Annotated in this window: 14 protein-coding genes; 5 read left to right on the plus strand and 9 right to left on the minus strand. The window is 58.9% G+C overall.

Annotation, left to right across the window (positions count from 1 at the left end):
* Positions 1-12 precede the first annotated feature (12 nt).
* The 5 genes from J7416_RS11665 to J7416_RS11685 all read right to left on the minus strand — a co-directional run bounded on the left by J7416_RS11665 (position 13) and on the right by J7416_RS11685 (position 5,525).
* Positions 13-1,290: a DUF3422 domain-containing protein gene (locus J7416_RS11665; RefSeq protein WP_209224926.1), complete on the minus strand. Its 1,278-nt coding sequence runs from the start codon at positions 1,288-1,290 to the stop codon at positions 13-15.
* Positions 1,291-1,397: 107 nt separating this feature from the next.
* Positions 1,398-1,754 carry a VOC family protein gene (locus J7416_RS11670; RefSeq protein WP_209224927.1) on the minus strand — a complete coding sequence of 119 codons (357 nt, stop codon included), beginning with the start codon at positions 1,752-1,754 and terminating at the stop codon, positions 1,398-1,400.
* 157 nt (positions 1,755-1,911) lie between these two features.
* A complete protein-coding gene (locus tag J7416_RS11675; protein WP_209224928.1) occupies positions 1,912-3,363 on the minus strand; it encodes an NAD(P)(+) transhydrogenase (Re/Si-specific) subunit beta in 1,452 nt (483 codons plus the stop codon).
* A 13-nt stretch (positions 3,364-3,376) separates the two neighbouring features.
* Complete coding sequence (locus J7416_RS11680) at positions 3,377-4,948, minus strand: Re/Si-specific NAD(P)(+) transhydrogenase subunit alpha (protein ID WP_209225085.1); 1,572 nt, start codon at positions 4,946-4,948, stop codon at positions 3,377-3,379.
* A 127-nt stretch (positions 4,949-5,075) separates the two neighbouring features.
* Complete coding sequence (locus J7416_RS11685; protein WP_209224929.1) at positions 5,076-5,525, minus strand: isoprenylcysteine carboxylmethyltransferase family protein; 450 nt, start codon at positions 5,523-5,525, stop codon at positions 5,076-5,078.
* A gap of 220 nt (positions 5,526-5,745) precedes the next feature.
* Here J7416_RS11685 and kynU point away from each other — a divergent pair, with 220 nt between their 5' ends.
* A complete protein-coding gene (kynU, locus tag J7416_RS11690; RefSeq protein WP_209224930.1) occupies positions 5,746-6,939 on the plus strand; it encodes a kynureninase in 1,194 nt (397 codons plus the stop codon).
* On the opposite strand, the gene J7416_RS11695 is transcribed toward kynU, so the two are convergent.
* Positions 6,932-7,510 (minus strand): TetR/AcrR family transcriptional regulator, encoded by a 579-nt coding sequence (locus J7416_RS11695; protein WP_209224931.1) that lies wholly within the window; start codon positions 7,508-7,510, stop codon positions 6,932-6,934. The two genes, kynU and J7416_RS11695, sit on opposite strands and share 8 nt — an antisense overlap.
* Before the next feature lie 99 nt (positions 7,511-7,609).
* Between J7416_RS11695 and J7416_RS11700 the strand changes: the two genes are divergently transcribed.
* A complete protein-coding gene (locus J7416_RS11700) occupies positions 7,610-8,074 on the plus strand; it encodes a (2Fe-2S)-binding protein (RefSeq protein WP_209224932.1) in 465 nt (154 codons plus the stop codon).
* Positions 8,075-8,077: 3 nt separating this feature from the next.
* The gene (locus J7416_RS11705) at positions 8,078-10,318 is read left to right on the plus strand and encodes a molybdopterin cofactor-binding domain-containing protein (protein ID WP_209224933.1); all 2,241 of its coding nucleotides are present in this window, start codon (positions 8,078-8,080) and stop codon (positions 10,316-10,318) included.
* Between the two features lie 46 nt (positions 10,319-10,364).
* Here J7416_RS11705 and J7416_RS11710 read toward each other — a convergent pair whose 3' ends face one another.
* The 3 genes from J7416_RS11710 to J7416_RS11720 all read right to left on the minus strand — a co-directional run bounded on the left by J7416_RS11710 (position 10,365) and on the right by J7416_RS11720 (position 13,953).
* A complete protein-coding gene (locus J7416_RS11710; RefSeq protein ID WP_209224934.1) occupies positions 10,365-11,144 on the minus strand; it encodes a gamma-glutamyl-gamma-aminobutyrate hydrolase family protein in 780 nt (259 codons plus the stop codon).
* Positions 11,145-11,369: 225 nt separating this feature from the next.
* A complete protein-coding gene (locus J7416_RS11715) occupies positions 11,370-11,795 on the minus strand; it encodes a heme-binding protein (RefSeq protein ID WP_209224935.1) in 426 nt (141 codons plus the stop codon).
* Positions 11,796-11,820: 25 nt separating this feature from the next.
* Complete coding sequence (locus tag J7416_RS11720; protein WP_209224936.1) at positions 11,821-13,953, minus strand: malate synthase G; 2,133 nt, start codon at positions 13,951-13,953, stop codon at positions 11,821-11,823.
* Between the two features lie 204 nt (positions 13,954-14,157).
* Here J7416_RS11720 and pepN point away from each other — a divergent pair, with 204 nt between their 5' ends.
* Positions 14,158-16,710, plus strand: a complete 2,553-nt coding sequence (pepN, locus tag J7416_RS11725) for an aminopeptidase N (protein ID WP_209224937.1) — start codon at positions 14,158-14,160, stop codon at positions 16,708-16,710.
* The gene (locus J7416_RS11730; RefSeq protein WP_209224938.1) at positions 16,707-17,135 is read left to right on the plus strand and encodes a hypothetical protein; all 429 of its coding nucleotides are present in this window, start codon (positions 16,707-16,709) and stop codon (positions 17,133-17,135) included. Before pepN ends, J7416_RS11730 begins: the two co-directional genes overlap by 4 nt.
* The last annotated feature ends 139 nt before the right edge of the window (positions 17,136-17,274 follow it).

Below are 17,274 nucleotides of genomic sequence, written 5' to 3' on the forward strand. Positions count from 1 at the left end.
GCAAATACAGTTTCACTCCAGCTTCTTGCGAATCTTCCGAACGGCAAACCAAACGGCCAGAACAACCGGGATTGTCACAGCGGCTGTCAGCATCCCTTTGCTTATCCCAACCCCGGTCAGCGGATACAGAAGGTAGCTGACCAACGACACTGCATAGTAACTGATGGCGACCACAGACAGCCCTTCGACAGTGTGCTGCAGGCGCAGGGCCAAATCGGCGCGGCGATCCATACTTTCCAGCAACGCCTGATTCTGTGCGCTGCGTTCGACATCCACACGCGTGCGCAACAATTCCCCGGCACGGATCGCCCGGTCCGACAGGGCCTGCAATCGACGCTCGGTAGATTTGACCGTGCGGATCGCCGGATCGTATCGGCGCATCATGAAATCGGCAAAGCTCTGCCCGCCGCCAAACCGATCTTCTCGCAGGACCTCAATGCGTTGATTCACGATCGCCTCGTAGGCTCCTGTGGCACCAAACCGAAACGAACATTTGGCAGACAGTGTTTCAAGCGCGATCGACGTCGACAACAGATCCTGCAACAACGCATCCGGCTGGGCTGTGTCGTCATTCATCTGCGCCATAATCTGTGTCAATTGCCCATCCAATGCACCGATGCGCGGCATCAACTGTTTGACGCGGGCAAATCCCAGCATCGACATCGCTTTATAGGTCTCAATCTCGCACAGACGTTGCACGATACGCCCGGTTCGCCGCCGTCCTGTGCCCTCGGTCACAAACATCGCAAACCGCATGTGCCCAGCCGGATCGATGCGAAAATCGCAGGCGCAGATTGCGGCATCATCCAGCACACGCGCCACCGCCAGACTTTCAGGCTCGAACCACTCGGCAAGTTTGGATCGGATGGCCTCGTCGCTCTCACGCTCGACAACACGCACCATCGCAGAGGTGACGCGTTGTCCTGGGCTCGCCATCAGCCAATCAGGTGGAAACACCTCAAAATCAGCCGGGTTGAACGCGCGGTCACTCACATTCTGAGAGATCGCTGTATAGGTCACAAACTCGGTGTGCTGCTCCCATTTCAACCAATGACGTCCGATCTGCCCCGCGTAATGCGTGGCGTCCGGCTGAGGATGCTGCGCACCGTGGCGATCCAGAAGGTTGACCAGATGCTCCAAGTCTTCACGACGATCGCGCGCGACGGCGGCCTCAGATTTCTTGATGGCCAGAAACACCACGGTGCAGGGTGTCGCTGCAATCGGAAACGGCCGCGCGTGCAGTTCGTTGGCCAGCGCATAGCGCAGCGGGTGGTCATCTATCGGCGTCATAAAGGGCTCCGTCTGGTTCCCGGCACTATACGACATCCGCGACGCGCATCAATTCTCTTTTTATTTCATATACTTACAGGGATACGACGGTATACAAATCCGCTATCTCATTGATTTGGCTGCCACAGCTCGATCGGATTGCCCTCGGGGTCGTGAATCCGTGCGAATTTGCCAACCTCGCTGTCCCACTCGGCGTTGGTCTCCACAGTGATCCCCGCGGCCTCTAACTGAGCGGTCAGCGCCGCAAGATCATCGACCCGAAAATTGATCATCCACTGTTGCTCGGCCCGTCCGAAATACTCAGTGTCCTGTGCGAAAGGAGCAAATACCGTGTAACCATCGCGTTGTTTCCAAGGCACCGGGTCATAGTGATTGACACCCAGATGCTCCTCGTACCACGCACTCAGCGCCGCCGGGTCCCGCGCGCGGAAGAACACACCGCCAATACCGTTCACTTTCTCCATCGGCACCTCCCAAGCACATTACCACCAGCAGTGTAGCATAATCCGCAGGCTTCATCTGGCCCCAAATATCCTGGAGGTCAGGAGGCAAAGCCTCCTGCAAAAGAAAATAGAAAAGGGCGCCCGCAGGCGCCCTTTGCAATTTGTTTGTTTCGCGTGCTCAGTCGATCATGGGCAGCAGCTTGTCCAAGCTCGCCTTGGCGTCGCCATAGAACATGCGGGTGTTCTCTTTAAAGAACAGCGGGTTTTCGATGCCCGAATACCCGGTGCCCTGACCACGTTTCGACACGAAAACCTGCTTGGCCTTCCAGCATTCCAGAACCGGCATGCCGGCGATGGGGCTGTTGGGATCTTCCTGCGCCGCAGGGTTTACGATGTCGTTCGAACCGATGACAATCGCCACGTCTGTGTCCGGGAAATCGTCATTGATCTCGTCCATTTCCAGCACGATGTCATACGGCACCTTCGCCTCGGCCAGCAGCACGTTCATGTGGCCCGGCAGACGACCGGCAACCGGGTGGATCGCAAAGCGCACGTTCTTGCCTTTGGCGCGCAGCTTACGGACCAGTTCGGAAACCGACTGCTGAGCTTGCGCAACAGCCATGCCGTAGCCGGGAATGATGACCACGCTGTCCGCGTCGTTCAGAGCTGCGGCAACCCCGTCAGCTTCAATCGCGACCTGCTCACCTTCCACTTCCATCTGCGGACCCGAGGTGCCGCCAAAGCCGCCCAGGATCACGCTGACAAAGTGACGGTTCATCGCCTTACACATGATGTAGGACAGGATCGCACCTGACGAGCCCACCAGCGCACCAACCACGATCAGCAGATCGTTGCCCAGCGAGAAGCCAATCGCCGCAGCTGCCCAGCCCGAGTAGCTGTTCAGCATCGACACAACCACCGGCATGTCCGCACCACCGATACCCATGATCAGGTGATAGCCGATGAACAGCGCCGCCAGCGTCATCAGGAACAGCGGGAAGAAGCCGCCCGATGCTGTGTACCAGATCAGACAGATCAGCGAGAGACCCGCAGCAGCCGCGTTCAGCGCATGGCCGCCGGGCAGCTTGGTTGCCGCCGAGGTCACTTTGCCCGCCAGCTTACCATAGGCCACGACCGAACCGGTAAAGGTAATCGCACCGATGAAGATGCCCAGGAACAGTTCCACATGCAGGATTGTCAGCTCGGCCGAGGTCTTCTTGGCGATCAGTTGGGCAAAGGCCCCCAGACCGTCCATCTGAACCTCTTTTGCGGCGTCGGCGATGGCGAATACTTCGGCAACATTCTGGATCTCAAAATGCGCGTTGTAGCCAACGAACACAGCCGCCAGACCGACCAGCGAGTGCATCGCCGCCACAAGCTGCGGCATCTCGGTCATCTGGACGCGCTGCGCCACGTACTGACCGATCAGACCACCGCCGATGATCAGCAGAAGCGACAGCAGCCACAGGCCGGAACCCGGGCCAACCAACGTGGCAAAAACCGCCAGCGCCATACCGACAATACCGTACCAGACCGCGCGCTTGGCGCTTTCCTGGTTCGACAGACCGCCGAGCGAAAGGATGAAAAGGACAGCCGCAACAACATAGGCGGCAGTGGTGAAGCCAATCATCTACCCGGCCTCCTTAAGATTTCTGGAACATGGCGAGCATGCGCCGGGTTACGAGGAAGCCGCCGAAGATGTTGATCCCGGCCATGAAAACGGACAGCGCCGCCAACAGAATAACCAGAAACGACCCCGATCCGATCTGCATCAAGGCCCCAACGATAATGATCGACGAGATCGCGTTGGTGATCGCCATCAGTGGCGTGTGCAGCGAATGCGCGACGCCCCAGATCACCTGGAAGCCTACAAACACGGCCAGCACAAATACGATGAAGTGCTGCATGAAGCTGGCCGGAGCGACCAGCCCCACCAGCAGCATCAGCGCGCCGCCGACACCCAGCAAGGTGAACTGCTGTTTGGTCTGCGCTTTGAACGCCGCGATCTCCTGCGCCTTTTTCTCTTCCGGTGTCAGTTCCTTGGCCTCGGGCTTCTTTTGCGCCGCGATGGCCTGAACCTTAGGCGGCGGCGGCGGGAAGGTGATCTCGCCTTGATAGGTCACGGTCGAACCGCGGATCACGTCATCTTCCATGTCGTGGTTGATCTGACCGTCCTTCTCGGGCGTCAGATCAGCCATCATGTGGCGGATATTGGTCGCGTACAACGACGACGACTGAGCCGCCATCCGGCTGGGGAAGTCGGTATAGCCGATAATGGTCACGCCATTGTCGGTCACAATCTTCTCATCCGCGACGGTCAGCTTGCAGTTGCCGCCTTTTTCCGCCGCGAGGTCCACGATGACCGAGCCCGGCTTCATGCTTTCGACCATATCCTTGGTCCAAAGCTCGGGCGCCTCGCGGTTCGGGATCAGCGCGGTGGTGATCACGATGTCCATCTCGGGCGCAAGTTCACGGAACTTAGCCAGCTGTGCGTTGCGGAATTCCTCCGACTGAACCGACGCATAACCGCCGGTGGCCGCGCCGTCCTGCTGTTCTTCTTCGAAGTCCAGATAGACGAACTCGGCCCCCATCGATTCGACCTGCTCGGCCACTTCGGGGCGCACGTCGAACGCATAAGTAATCGCGCCCAGCGAAGTTGAGGTCCCGATCGCGGCCAAACCGGCGACGCCAGCCCCAACGATCAGCACCTTGGCGGGCGGAACCTTACCAGCCGCGGTCACCTGACCGGTGAAAAAGCGGCCAAAGTTGTTACCCGCTTCGATCACCGCGCGATAACCCGCGATGTTTGCCATCGAAGACAGCGCGTCCATCTTCTGCGCGCGGCTGATGCGCGGCACCATTTCCATTGCGATGACGTTGGCACCTTTGGATTTCGCCAGCTCCATACCTTCTTCGTTGCCCGCCGGGTTGAAGAAGGAAATCAAGGTTTTACTCTTGGTCAGGCGCTTAAGCTCGGCCTCGGAGGGTTGACGCACTTTGGCGATGATATCGGCTGCTTTCCACAGCGCAGCTGCGGTCTTGATGACTTCAACGCCGGCGGCTTCGTAAGCTGCGTCCGAGAATCCCGCTGCAGCACCAGCGCCTTTCTCGATCAGGCATTCATAGCCCAGTTTCTGCAACTGCACGGCAGAATCGGGCGTCATCGCGACGCGGTTCTCACCGTCAAATATCTCTTTCGGTGTGCCTATTTTCACTGGCATTCCCCCTAATTTTCACTCTGACCGAGCGGGTGGTCGGTATTGTTTGTTAAGCAAAGGTGTATCTTGCGCAACATTATTTCGCAAGCGCAGCATATTTACGTTGTGTCATTACCACATAACTTCAGATCCACCTTCGGGTTTGGCGTTCGTATCGCGCGAAATCGGCGCGGAAAGTCCTGCGCATTCGGTTCTCTTCCGGCACGATGAAACGGCGCTCCAACAGCCAGACAAAGACGGGAACCAGAACCAATGAGGCGACGGCGTCGAACCGCAGGATCAGGCCGGTCAGGATCAGGACATCGCCTGCATAAATCGGGTTCCGACTCCGTTTGAAGATACCGGTCTGCACAAGTGAGCTGGGGGTTTCATGCGGCATGATCGTTGTGCGATGCCGACGAAATTCGGCTGCAGCCAAGGCGATCAGGATCACTCCTCCACCAATCAGAACGCCGCTGAGTAGGTCGGTTAATCCACCGTACAGCGACAACCCCATTGGCATGTACCGTGCCTGTATCCATGCCAGCACGGCAAATCCCAACAACCAAACCGGAGGGATATCGATGTTACGCATGTCGGGCTGACTTTCGTTCCGGCAATGGCGAACATGTCGCGTTTTCACGATCACCTACCGCTTTTCGACCTCAATAGCAAAACTACAGTTGGTCGCAGGGCAAATTGCTGGTCCTCACCAGCCCAACCGCCACCCCCAGAAGTAGTCAATCGTGGACAGGGCCCCACGGATCAGTTAGCCAGTCTAAACCAATGTTTTCCGATGCATGCACAGGATCACGATGACCGATTTTGCCGCTACAAAAGCCAAGTTCGATTTACCCGAAGGCGTTGTTTATCTGGATGGAAACTCGCTGGGGCCTTTGCCCCGCGCCGCGGCGGCGCGGGTCAATGAGATGTTGGTTTCGGAATGGGGGCAGATGCTGATCACCGGCTGGAACAAAGCCGGATGGATGGCGCTGCCGACCGGTCTGGGGGATCGTATTGGCCAACTGATCGGTGCCGAACCCGGCAGCGTTGTGACCGGGGACACCCTGTCGATCAAAGTCTATCAGGCGGTCGCCTCGGCGTTAGATCTGTACCCGGATCGCAAGGTCGTTCTGTCGGACAACGGCAATTTCCCATCCGATCTTTACATGGTCGAGGGCCTGCTGCGCTCGCTCGGGTCGGATTACGAGTTGCGCGTCGTCGCTCCCGAGGATGTCGCCGACAACCTGACCGATGATGTTGCCGTCCTGATGCTGACCGAGGTCGACTACCGCACCGGACGTATGCACGACATGAAAACACTGACCGAGCTTGCCCATGCGAACGGAACGATGACCGTTTGGGATCTGGCCCATTCGGCGGGTGCAATCCCGGTGGATCTGGCGGGGTGCAACGCCGATTTCGCCGTGGGCTGCACCTACAAGTATCTCAATGGCGGCCCCGGAGCGCCTGCCTTCATCTATGTCGCGCCGCGTCTTGCGGACAAGGCTCAACCCGCCCTGTCTGGCTGGTTGGGTCACGAAGCTCCGTTCGCCTTCGATCTGGACTACCGTCCCGGACATGGCATCGAACGAATGCGGGTCGGAACACCGCCAATCATTCAGATGACCGCCCTTTCCGCGGCGATGGACATCTGGGACACGGCCGACATCCACGACGTGCGCGCCAAGTCCATAGAGCTGACCGAGTTGTTCATACATCGGGTCGAGTCCACCTGCCCCGACCTGACATTGGCAAGCCCACGCGACCCCGCCCGGCGCGGAAGCCAGGTCTCATTCCGCTTTGAGAATGGCTATGCCGTGATGCAGGCTTTGATCGCGCGCGGCGTGATCGGTGACTTTCGAGCGCCCGACATCATTCGATTTGGCTTCACGCCGCTTTACATCGACGAGCACGATGTAGAACAGGCCGTTGAAACCTTGGCAGATATCATGAGCAATCGCCTGTGGGATGCACCAGAGTACATGGTGCGCCAGCGCGTTACCTGACCTCCAGGCCTGCGCCGATCAGCGTTGCGAATTGCTCGGTGCGGGCCTCATACTCTTCGACCCCAGTGACGCTGACCTTTAATCCTCTCAAAGCGGTCGTGATCAACGTGCCCGTCTCCAGAGCGCTCGCATGCAAACGAACGCGCCCGGCCTTTTCTTCCCGGGCCAGCCATGCGCCATAAAGCTGCGCCAAGTCGGCCTCGCCCTGCGCAATGATTTCACCCGACATGGATACTGAAGTGTCCAGCAACTCAAGCCCATGGGAAGACGCCAGGATTGTTGAGATACCCTCGGTCTGCGCTGCAATCGCACGAGTCAATATTTCGGTCACCGAACCCTGCGTTGACAACGCCTGTGCCACTGCAGCGTGCTTCGTAGCATAGTACAGTTCCGTCAGCTTGGCGACGATTGCCTCTTTGTTTTTAAAATGAAGATAGACAGCTGGGCGCGACATCCCCGCGCCGCGCGCGATGTCATCCATCGACGTTTTGCGGAACCCGTAGGTAGCAAAAGCTTGAAAGGCAGAGTCCAGGATCGCCTTCTGCCGTGTATCTTCTTTTAAATCGGTCATTCCAAAACTCGTGACACTTTCTGTTCATTTTGTCAATTGACATGCTGACACTTTCCGCTAATTATGTCAGAAACCAGCCACAACCAAGAGAGGTGCGCCATGGCGACCGACCTGAAGATCAATGGAAAGCAACATCAGGTAGACCTGCCCGATGACGTACCCCTGCTCTGGGTTTTGCGAGACGAAATCGGCCTGACCGGAACCAAGTTCGGCTGCGGCGTTGCTGCGTGCGGGTCGTGCACAGTTCATATCGATGGCGAGGCCGTACGGTCCTGCCAGGTGGCGCTGTCGGATGTTTGGGGTGATGTGACCACGATCGAGGGGCTGGGCACACCGGATGCCGTGGGTGCGATTCAGCAGGCCTGGGTCGACCATCAGGTGGCGCAATGCGGTTACTGCCAGTCGGGGCAGATCATGCAGGCTGCGGCGCTTCTGGCCGAAAATCCCGCACCAACAGACGCGGACATCGATGACGCCATGCAAGGCAACCTGTGCCGCTGTGGCACCTACCCCCGCATCCGCGCCGCCATTCACGATGCGGCATCCAAGCTGAAGGAGGCGTAAGCTATGGCATCCGTTGGAAAAATCCTTCGCCGCACGTTCCTGATTGGCTCAGCTGCGATTGTGGGCGGTGTAGCTTTCGGCGCCTATTATGTAAGTCGTCCGGCTGCGAACCCTCTGAAACCGGCCGATGGTGAAACCGCGCTCAGCCCCTTTGTTCTGATCGACCAGAATGGCGTCACCTTGTTTGCGCCCCGGGCCGAGATGGGCCAAGGCGTTATGACCACCTGGGCCGCCCTGATCGCCGAAGAACTGGATGTCGAACTGGACCAGATCCGCGTTCTGCATGGGCCGGCTGCTGCGGCCTACTACAACTCGGCGCTTGTTGGTGAGGGGTTGCCAAACAAGGGCTACGACATCTCTGACTTCCAGCACAATCTGGGCGAAGCTCTGGGTGTTCTGGGCCGAACTCTAAGCCTGCAGGTCACTGGCGGTTCAACGTCAATGAAAGATGGGTTCGAGCGTATGCGTGAGGCGGGCGCGACCGCCCGCGAAACGCTGAAGCAGGCTGCAGCCGATCGTTTGGGCGTGGACCGAGGCCAATTGAAAACCGAAAATGGCGAGGTCATCGCACCGGACGGAACACGTATCCCGTATACCGAGTTGGCCGAAGCTGCCGGTCAGATTGAACCTCCCCACGTCGAACTGCGCGACCCGACCAACTGGCGTTTGCTGGGCCAGAACCTGCCGCGCGTCGATGTGGTTGGCAAATCTACCGGCACCGCTGAATTCGGCATAGATGTTCGCCCCGAGGGTCTGAAATTCGCCTCCGTCCGCATCAACCCGAAACTGGGTGGCGAGATGAGAAGCTTTGACGCGAGTGCGGCGGAAGGCATGCCGGGCGTCGAAAAGGTTGTAGACCTCGGCAACGGCGTGGCCGTGATCGCCACCAACACATGGCTGGCGATGCAGGCCGTTGAGGCGATTGAGCTGGACTGGGGCGATGCGCCCTACCCGCCAGAAACCGATGCAATCTTTGCGGAAATCTCCAAGGCTTTTGACACAGCCCCCAATTCGACCATGCGCGACGACGGGGATGTGGACACTCTGCCTGACGGCGCAACCGAGATCACCGCAGAGTACACGGTGCCCTATCTTGCCCACTCCACAATGGAGCCCATGAACGCGACTGCGTTGTTCAACGGCAATTCGCTTGAGCTGTGGTGCGGCAACCAAGCTCCGACGCTCATTCAGATACGTGCCGCCAACACGGCCAATCTGGATAAAGAGGCGGTTCAGATCCACACCACGTATCTTGGCGGCGGATTTGGTCGCCGGGGCGAGCTGGACTTTGGTGAGATCGCCACAAAAGTCGCAATGGCCATGCCCGGTGTTCCGGTTCAGACGACCTGGAGCCGTGAAGAAGATATCCGTCACGACTACTACCGTCCCGGCGCGATGGCGCGGATGCGCGGCGCGGTCAAGGATGGCCAGGCCGTTCTGATCGACGGCAAGGTCGCAGCGCAGTCCTGCACGCAACAAGCGGTTCAGCGCTATACCGGCATTCCCGGAGGCGGCCCGGACAAGGTGCTGGTCGAAGGGTTCTTTAACCAACCCTATGCGGTGCCGAACTACCGCATGAGCGGGCACATTGCTGATCTGAATATCCCAGTCGGCTTTTGGCGCTCGGTCGGGAACAGCCATAATGGCTTTTTCCATGAGACCTTCATGGACGAGATGGCCCATACCGCCGGTCGTGATCCGCTGGAGTTCCGGCTGGAGCTGGCCAAAGCTGAACACGCCCCCTCAGCGGGTTGCTTGCAGGCGGTGAAAGAAATGTCCGGCTGGACGGGCCAAACCCCCGACGGCGTTGGCCGTGGCGTGGCGATGACCTACAGCTTTGGCACGCCGGTCGCTCAGGTGATCGAGGTTGTCGACGAGGACGGCACCATCAGGATCGCGAAGGCCTGGATCGCCTGCGATGTCGGTCTTGCACTGGACCCCGGGACTGTCGAGGCGCAGATGTTCGGCGGCATGATCTACGGCCTGTCAGCGGCCGTCATGGGCGAAATCACATTCGCGGACGGTGAAGTTGAACAGTACAACTTCCCTGACTACGACGCCCTGCGGATGCACAACGCGCCTGTAACCGAGGTAAAGATTCTTGAAACCAACCGCCACATGGGTGGTGTGGGCGAGCCGGGAACCCCTCCGTCAATGCCTGCGCTTGGCAATGCCCTGTTCGACCTGACGGGCGAGCGCGCACGCACCCTGCCCTTGGTCAATCAGTTCAATCTGCTGGTTTGATCTTGCTGCGCCGGTCTGGTCCTTCTCTCCCGGACCGGCGCAGTTCTTATGCCGTTTGCTGAATCAGCGCGGTGTCTGATCCTGTTGCCCAGGCATGAACCGCTGCGCCAAAGGCCTTGAACAGAGGGCGCGAAACCGGATCATTTTCTGCATCCCATTCCGGGTGCCACTGCACGGACAGCGTAAACCCTGGTGCGTCCTGAATATAGATCGCCTCGGGTGTGCCATCCGGGGCATACCCTTCGATCACGACGCGGTGTCCTACCGTCTTGAGCCCCTGCCCGTGCAGAGTGTTGGTCATCACCTCAGTCGCGCCCATCAGCTTGTGAAAAACACCGCCCTGGTTCAGCGTCACGACATGGCGCAAGGCGAATTTCTCTTCCAGCGTTCCGTCTGGGGGCATGCGATGGTTCATGCGGCCCGGCAGATCGCGGATTTCGGGGTAAAGGGTCCCGCCCATCGCCACGTTGACCTCTTGGAACCCCCGGCAGATGCCGAAAAACGGCTGCCCGCGTTCAACACAGGCCCGCACCAGCGGCAGAGTGATCGCATCGCGGGCGCGATCGAACTCGCCATGCGCCTCGGTCGCGGCCTCGCCATATTCCTCGGGGTGAACATTGGGACGTCCGCCGGTCAGCAGAAACCCGTCGCACACCTCTAGCAGTTCGTCGACCGACACATAACGCGGATCGGCAGGGATCAGCAGCGGCAGACAGTCCGACACATTTGCGATAGCGTCCGAATTCATCGTCCCACCGGCATGGGTTGGATACTGATCATTCATCAAATACGAGTTGCCGATGATACCGACGACGGGTCGAGACATTCTGCGTTCCTGTGCTGTTTCCTTGCTTGGGAAAAACTATCGGCAGGTCCAAAAGCGCGCAATAGCACAAGCCCTGCGTGTCAGCGCAAGTTCTTGTTCAACACCGCACAGGTCTAAAGACGCTTGAATTTTGCGGAATACTGGACCAACTGCCCAGATTTGCGGCACCCGGTGCAAGGTGGTTTTGATCGGAGAGCCGGAAGGGCTCTCCGAAATAACCCCGGATCAGATCTCGCCGGTCAGGCCCGCAACTTCGATGCCCGCCAATGCGGCGGTAGCATCGTTATCGGATGTGTCGCCCGTTACACCAACGGCCCCGATCACAGCGCCCTTCTTGTCGCGCAGCAGGACGCCGCCAGGAACCGGCACGACCTGACCGCCATAGACCCCATTCACAGCGGCCATAAAATAGGCCTGCGCCTCGGCCCGCTGCATCTGCGCGGTGCCCGCCATGCCCAGCATGACCGCACCATACGCTTTACCATGCGCGATCGCGAACCGGCCCGGAGCTGCTCCGTCTTCGCGCTCGAACGCGATGACGTGGCCGCCCGCGTCCAGAACGACGACGGAAAGGGGCTTCAGTTCCATCTCACGACCTTTTTCAAGGGTTTTGCGGATGACTGTGCGGGCTTTGCGGAGGGAAACTGCCATATCGTATCCTATCGTTCTTGCGGCGTTAAAGGCTGGCTTTCAGTTCCAGACGGCGGGCGTGCAGGACCAGCTCGGTATAGCCCGAGGGTTGCATGCGGCCCTTAAAGACCAAATCGCAGGCCGCTTGGAAAGCAATTCCGTCAAAGCCCGGTGCCATCGGGCGATAAGCAGGGTCACCTTCGTTCTGACGATCTACCACCGCGGCCATCTTTTGCATCGCGGCCATAACCTGTTCTTTCGAAACAACATCATGGTGCAGCCAGTTGGCCAGCGCCTGGCTAGAGATCCGGCAGGTCGCGCGATCCTCCATCAGGCCGATGTCGTTGATGTCCAGCACTTTGGAACAACCGACGCCCTGATCAACCCAGCGCACAACGTAGCCCAGAATACCCTGAGCGTTGTTTTCGACCTCACGCGTGATCTCATCCGAACTCAGGTTGCGGCCACCCAACAACGGTATGGTCAGCAGATCGTCCAGAGTGCCCCGCGCACCACCCGCAGCCAGCTCATCCTGACGGGCCAGTACGTCGACCTTGTGGTAGTGGGTTGCATGCAAGGTTGCGGCCGTCGGCGACGGAACCCAGGCGCAGGTCGCACCGGATTGCGGGTGGCCAATCTTGGCCTCAAGCATATCGCCCATCCGGTCAGGCATCGCCCACATACCCTTGCCGATCTGTGCCTTGCCCTTCAGGCCACAGGCCAGGCCGATATCGACGTTGCGATCCTCATAAGACGCAATCCACGGTGTATTCTTGATGTCGCCCTTGGGCAGCATCGGCCCAGCTTCCATCGAGGTATGAATTTCGTCCCCGGTCCGGTCGAGGAAACCGGTGTTGATAAAGGCCACGCGCGATTTTGCGGCGCGGATACACTCCTTGAGGTTGGATGAGGTGCGACGCTCCTCATCCATGATACCCAGCTTTACTGTATTGCGCGGCAGCCCGAGGATGTCTTCGACCATGTCGAAAATCTCGACCGAAAAGGCGACTTCGGCTGGCCCGTGCATCTTGGGCTTTACCACATAAACCGACCCGGTGACCGAGTTGCCACCTTCGCGCTGCAGATCGTGCATGGCGATCAAAGTGGTGCAAAGCGCATCCATCAGCCCCTCACCGATCTCATTGCCATCTGCGTCCAGAACCGCAGGGTTGGTCATCAGGTGCCCCACATTGCGCACCAGCATCAGGGAACGGCCTTTCAGAACGCCGGCCCCACCGTCGACTGACGTGTACGCCAGATCATCAGCCAGTTTTCGGGTAAAGGTGTTACCGCCCTTGGTGACCTCTTCGGTCAGATCGCCTTTCATCAAGCCCAGCCAGTTACCATAGGCAACGACCTTGTCTTCGGCGTCCACGCACGCGACCGAATCCTCGCAATCCATGATGGTGGACAACGCCGATTCCAGACGAACGTCAGCAATCCCAGCCGGGTCAGTTGAGCCAATATTGCTGGATGGGTCGATCACAACTTTGATGTGCAAGCCGTTGTTTTTCAGCAGAATAAACTCGGGGCTCTCGGAGTCTCCACCAAAACCGACAAACCGCGATGTGTCAGCAAGCGCGGGCACCAGCGCGCCGCCTTCGACATGCAAGTCTGACACCTCTGCCCAAGAGCCATTGGCAAGCGGCACAGCATCGTCCAGAAACGCTTTGGCCCACGCGATTACCCGGGCTCCGCGTTCGGCGTCATACCCGCCGCCCGAGGGCAGATCCCCCATCGCGTCAGTTCCATAAAGCGCATCGTACAAGCTGCCCCAGCGCGCATTGGCTGCGTTCAGAGCAAAGCGCGCATTGGTGATCGGCACCACCAACTGGGGCCCAGGAGTCGCTGCGATCTCGGGGTCGACATTCGCGGTTTCGATTTGAAAATCTGCGCCTTCTTCGACGAGATACCCGATCTCACGCAGGAAAGACTGATACGCTTCGGCGTCGTGCTTTTGACCTTGGCGCTCAAGATGCCAGACGTCGATCTTGCCTTGAAACTCTTGTCGCTTGGTCAGAAAGGCGCGGTTCTTGGGGCCCAGTTCAGTGACCATGCGCGCAAGGCCGTCCCAGAAGGTGTCTGCTGTCACGCCTGTTCCGGGTAGGGCCCGCCCCTCGATGAACTCGGCCAGGATGGTATCCACCTGCAATCCGCTACGCGCCTGTCTGCTGCTCATATTCTCTCTCCCCGGAATGTGCACGACTGTATGCCGTCAGCATTTAGGATGAAAGTTTCCGATAGGCAACTTTTGATATCACTTAGCGGTAAAAGTTTCTTACCAATTAAAATTCCCAACAGTGTTAGTCATGAGCAGCACCGCTTGCAGCCGACCCGCACAGGCCATAGTTTCGCGCCAACACGAAATGATGCGAGGCCCCCGATGCGCGACGCTGCCCCCACGACAATTTACCTGAAAGACTACACACCCTTCGGCTTTCTGGTGGACAGTGTACACCTGACGTTTGACCTTGCTGCGCATGCCACCCGCGTCACCTCACGCATCGCCTTTCGCCCGAACCCCGAGGCCAGCGACAAAACATTCTTCCTGCATGGCGAAGAACTCAAGCTCATCCGCGCCTCTATCGACGGGGTCGAGATTTCCCCGGTTGTCACCGACAAGGGCCTGACCGCCGACGCCCCCGACGCGCCGTTCATTTGGGAGGCCGAGGTCGAAATCGATCCCGGAAACAACACCGCGTTGGAAGGGCTCTATATGTCCAACGGCATGTACTGCACGCAGTGCGAGGCCGAAGGATTCCGCAAGATCACGTTCTACCCCGACCGCCCGGATGTGATGTCCACCTTTACCGTGCGCATCAATGGCGACCTGCCAGTGCTGCTGTCCAACGGCAACCCGTCAGGCAAAGGCGAAGGTTGGGCCGAATGGACCGATCCCTGGCCCAAACCCGCCTATCTGTTCGCGCTGGTTGCCGGCGAGTTGATTGCGCATCCCGGCCAGTTCACCACCATGTCCGGCCGCGATGTCGAACTGAACCTCTGGGTCCGTCCGGGAGACGAAGGTAAATGCGCCTTTGGTATGGAAGCCCTGAAAAAGTCCATGAAGTGGGACGAGGACGTCTATGGCCGTGAATACGACCTGGACGTGTTCAACATCGTTGCCGTGGACGACTTCAACATGGGCGCAATGGAGAACAAAGGGCTGAACATCTTCAACTCCTCTGCCGTGCTGGCCAGCCCCGAGACGTCAACCGATCTGAACTTTGAGCGGATCGAGGCGATCATCGCGCATGAGTATTTCCACAACTGGACCGGCAACCGCATCACCTGCCGCGATTGGTTCCAGCTGTGTCTGAAAGAGGGGCTGACCGTGTTCCGCGACGCGCAGTTCACGTCCGACATGCGCTCGGCCCCGGTGAAGCGCATCCACGACGCCATCGACCTGCGCGCGCGACAATTCCCGGAAGACAACGGCCCCCTGTCACACCCGGTCCGGCCTGAGAGTTTTCAGGAAATCAACAACTTCTATACCGCGACGGTTTACGAGAAAGGTGCCGAAGTCATCGGCATGCTGAAACGCCTGGTCGGCGACGACGCCTATGCCAAAGCGCTGGATTTGTATTTTGACCGCCACGATGGGCAGGCTTGCACCATCGAGGACTGGATCAAGGTGTTCGAGGATACGACTGGTCGCGACCTGACCCAGTTCAAACGCTGGTACAGTCAGTCCGGTACGCCGCGCGTAACGGTTACCGAAGACTGGAATGACGGCACTTACACCCTGACTCTGGCCCAACGTACAGACCCAACCCCTGGTCAGTCCGAGAAACTGCCCCAGGTGATCCCGGTGGCCGTCGGTCTGCTGGGGCCAAACGGAGACGAAGTACGGGGGACGGAGGTTCTGGAACTCACTGAAGCCGAACAGAGCTTCCAGTTCGCCGGACTAGCAGCCAAGCCCGTTGCCTCGATCCTGCGGGATTTCTCGGCCCCGGTGATCCTTGAACATGACCACACGGATGCCGGGCGCGCGTTCTTGCTGGCCCATGACACCGACCCGTTTAACCGTTGGCAGGCGGGGCGGTCACTGGCCGAGGACACGCTGCTGCGCATGATCCTTGAAGACGCCACACCCGGCGCGGACTATCTGGACGGCATCCTGGCCGTCTTGCGCGATGGAGAGCTGGACCCAGCCTACCGTGCGCTGATGCTCGGCCTGCCCACACAGTCGGAGCTGGCCGCCGCCCTGCACGATCGTGGCGCAACGCCCGATCCGATGACGATTTGGACAGCGGTTGAGACCCTGCGGCAGGCAACCGCTCAGCACGTTCAGGATTTGCTGCCACGGCTGCATAGTGAAACGCTGATTGACGCGTCCTTCGGCCCGGACGCTGATCAGGCTGGCAAACGCGCTCTTGGCGGTGCGGCCTTGGCGCTGACAGCACGTCTGGACGGCGGCGCGCGCGCGGCCGAGGAATACAGCGCATCCGGAAATATGACTCAGCAACTCAGCGCCTTGTCCTGCCTGCTGCGCGCAGGCAAGGGTGAAACCGAATTGGCTGCTTTCTACGACCAGTGGAAGCACGATCGTCTGGTCATGGACAAGTGGTTCGGCCTGCAGGTCGCCATGGCCTCGCCCGATGAGACCGCCGACATCGCCCGAACCTTGACAGAACATCCCGATTTCAACTGGAAGAACCCGAATCGCTTCCGTTCGGTCATGGGAGCCCTTGCAATGAACCATGCAGGGTTCCACCGTGCCGACGGGGCTGGATATGCGCTGCTGGCGGACTGGCTTATCCAACTGGATCCGGTGAATCCGCAGACCACCGCACGGATGTGTTCGGCTTTCCAAACCTGGAAACGTTATGACGCAAACCGTCAGGAACTGATCCGCGCACAAATGACCCGCATCGCAGAAACGCCTGAGTTGTCGCGTGATACGACCGAGATGGTCTCGCGCATCTTGGACGCATGACCGAGTTCACCTTTTCGCGCAACAACAGGGCGCCGCGCACAGTCGGCGTCCTGATTTGCGTCTACGCAGCTCTGCTCGCCTTGGTGATGATGTTCGAGGCTGCGTGGTGGTTGGTCGCGTTGCTGGCGCTGCCCACCCTACCGGCTTTGTGGGACGTCGCGCAGAACACCAGTGCCGGGCTGAGCCTGAATGAGAGCAAGCTGAAATGGTTCACCGGCACCCGAGAAGCCGAGATTGATTGCGCCGATATCGACTATATCCGCTTTGACACCCGCTGGGATTTTTCTGTGCGCGTTTCTCTGGTGCTGAACTCGGGAAAACGGATTCGGTTGCCAGATGAATCAACACCCCATCACCGGGAATTCGAGCAGGTGTTGCAACAGGCAGGCTTTCGCGTTGAGCGGCACCACTTTGTCGCATTTTGAAACAATAAGTCCGAGAAAGCCGCACTGGGCAAAATTTGCGATCATTGCCGCTCAAAAAACTTGATCGAGAAGGTATTTCCGGCAAAGATTTCAACCTGAAGTACCTGTTTTTTGTTCCGAGTGTCTCCATGTTCCGGTT

The sequence above is a fragment of the Ruegeria sp. R14_0 genome (genome assembly GCF_017743975.1).
In the GTDB taxonomy this organism is placed as follows: Bacteria; Pseudomonadota; Alphaproteobacteria; order Rhodobacterales; family Rhodobacteraceae; genus Ruegeria.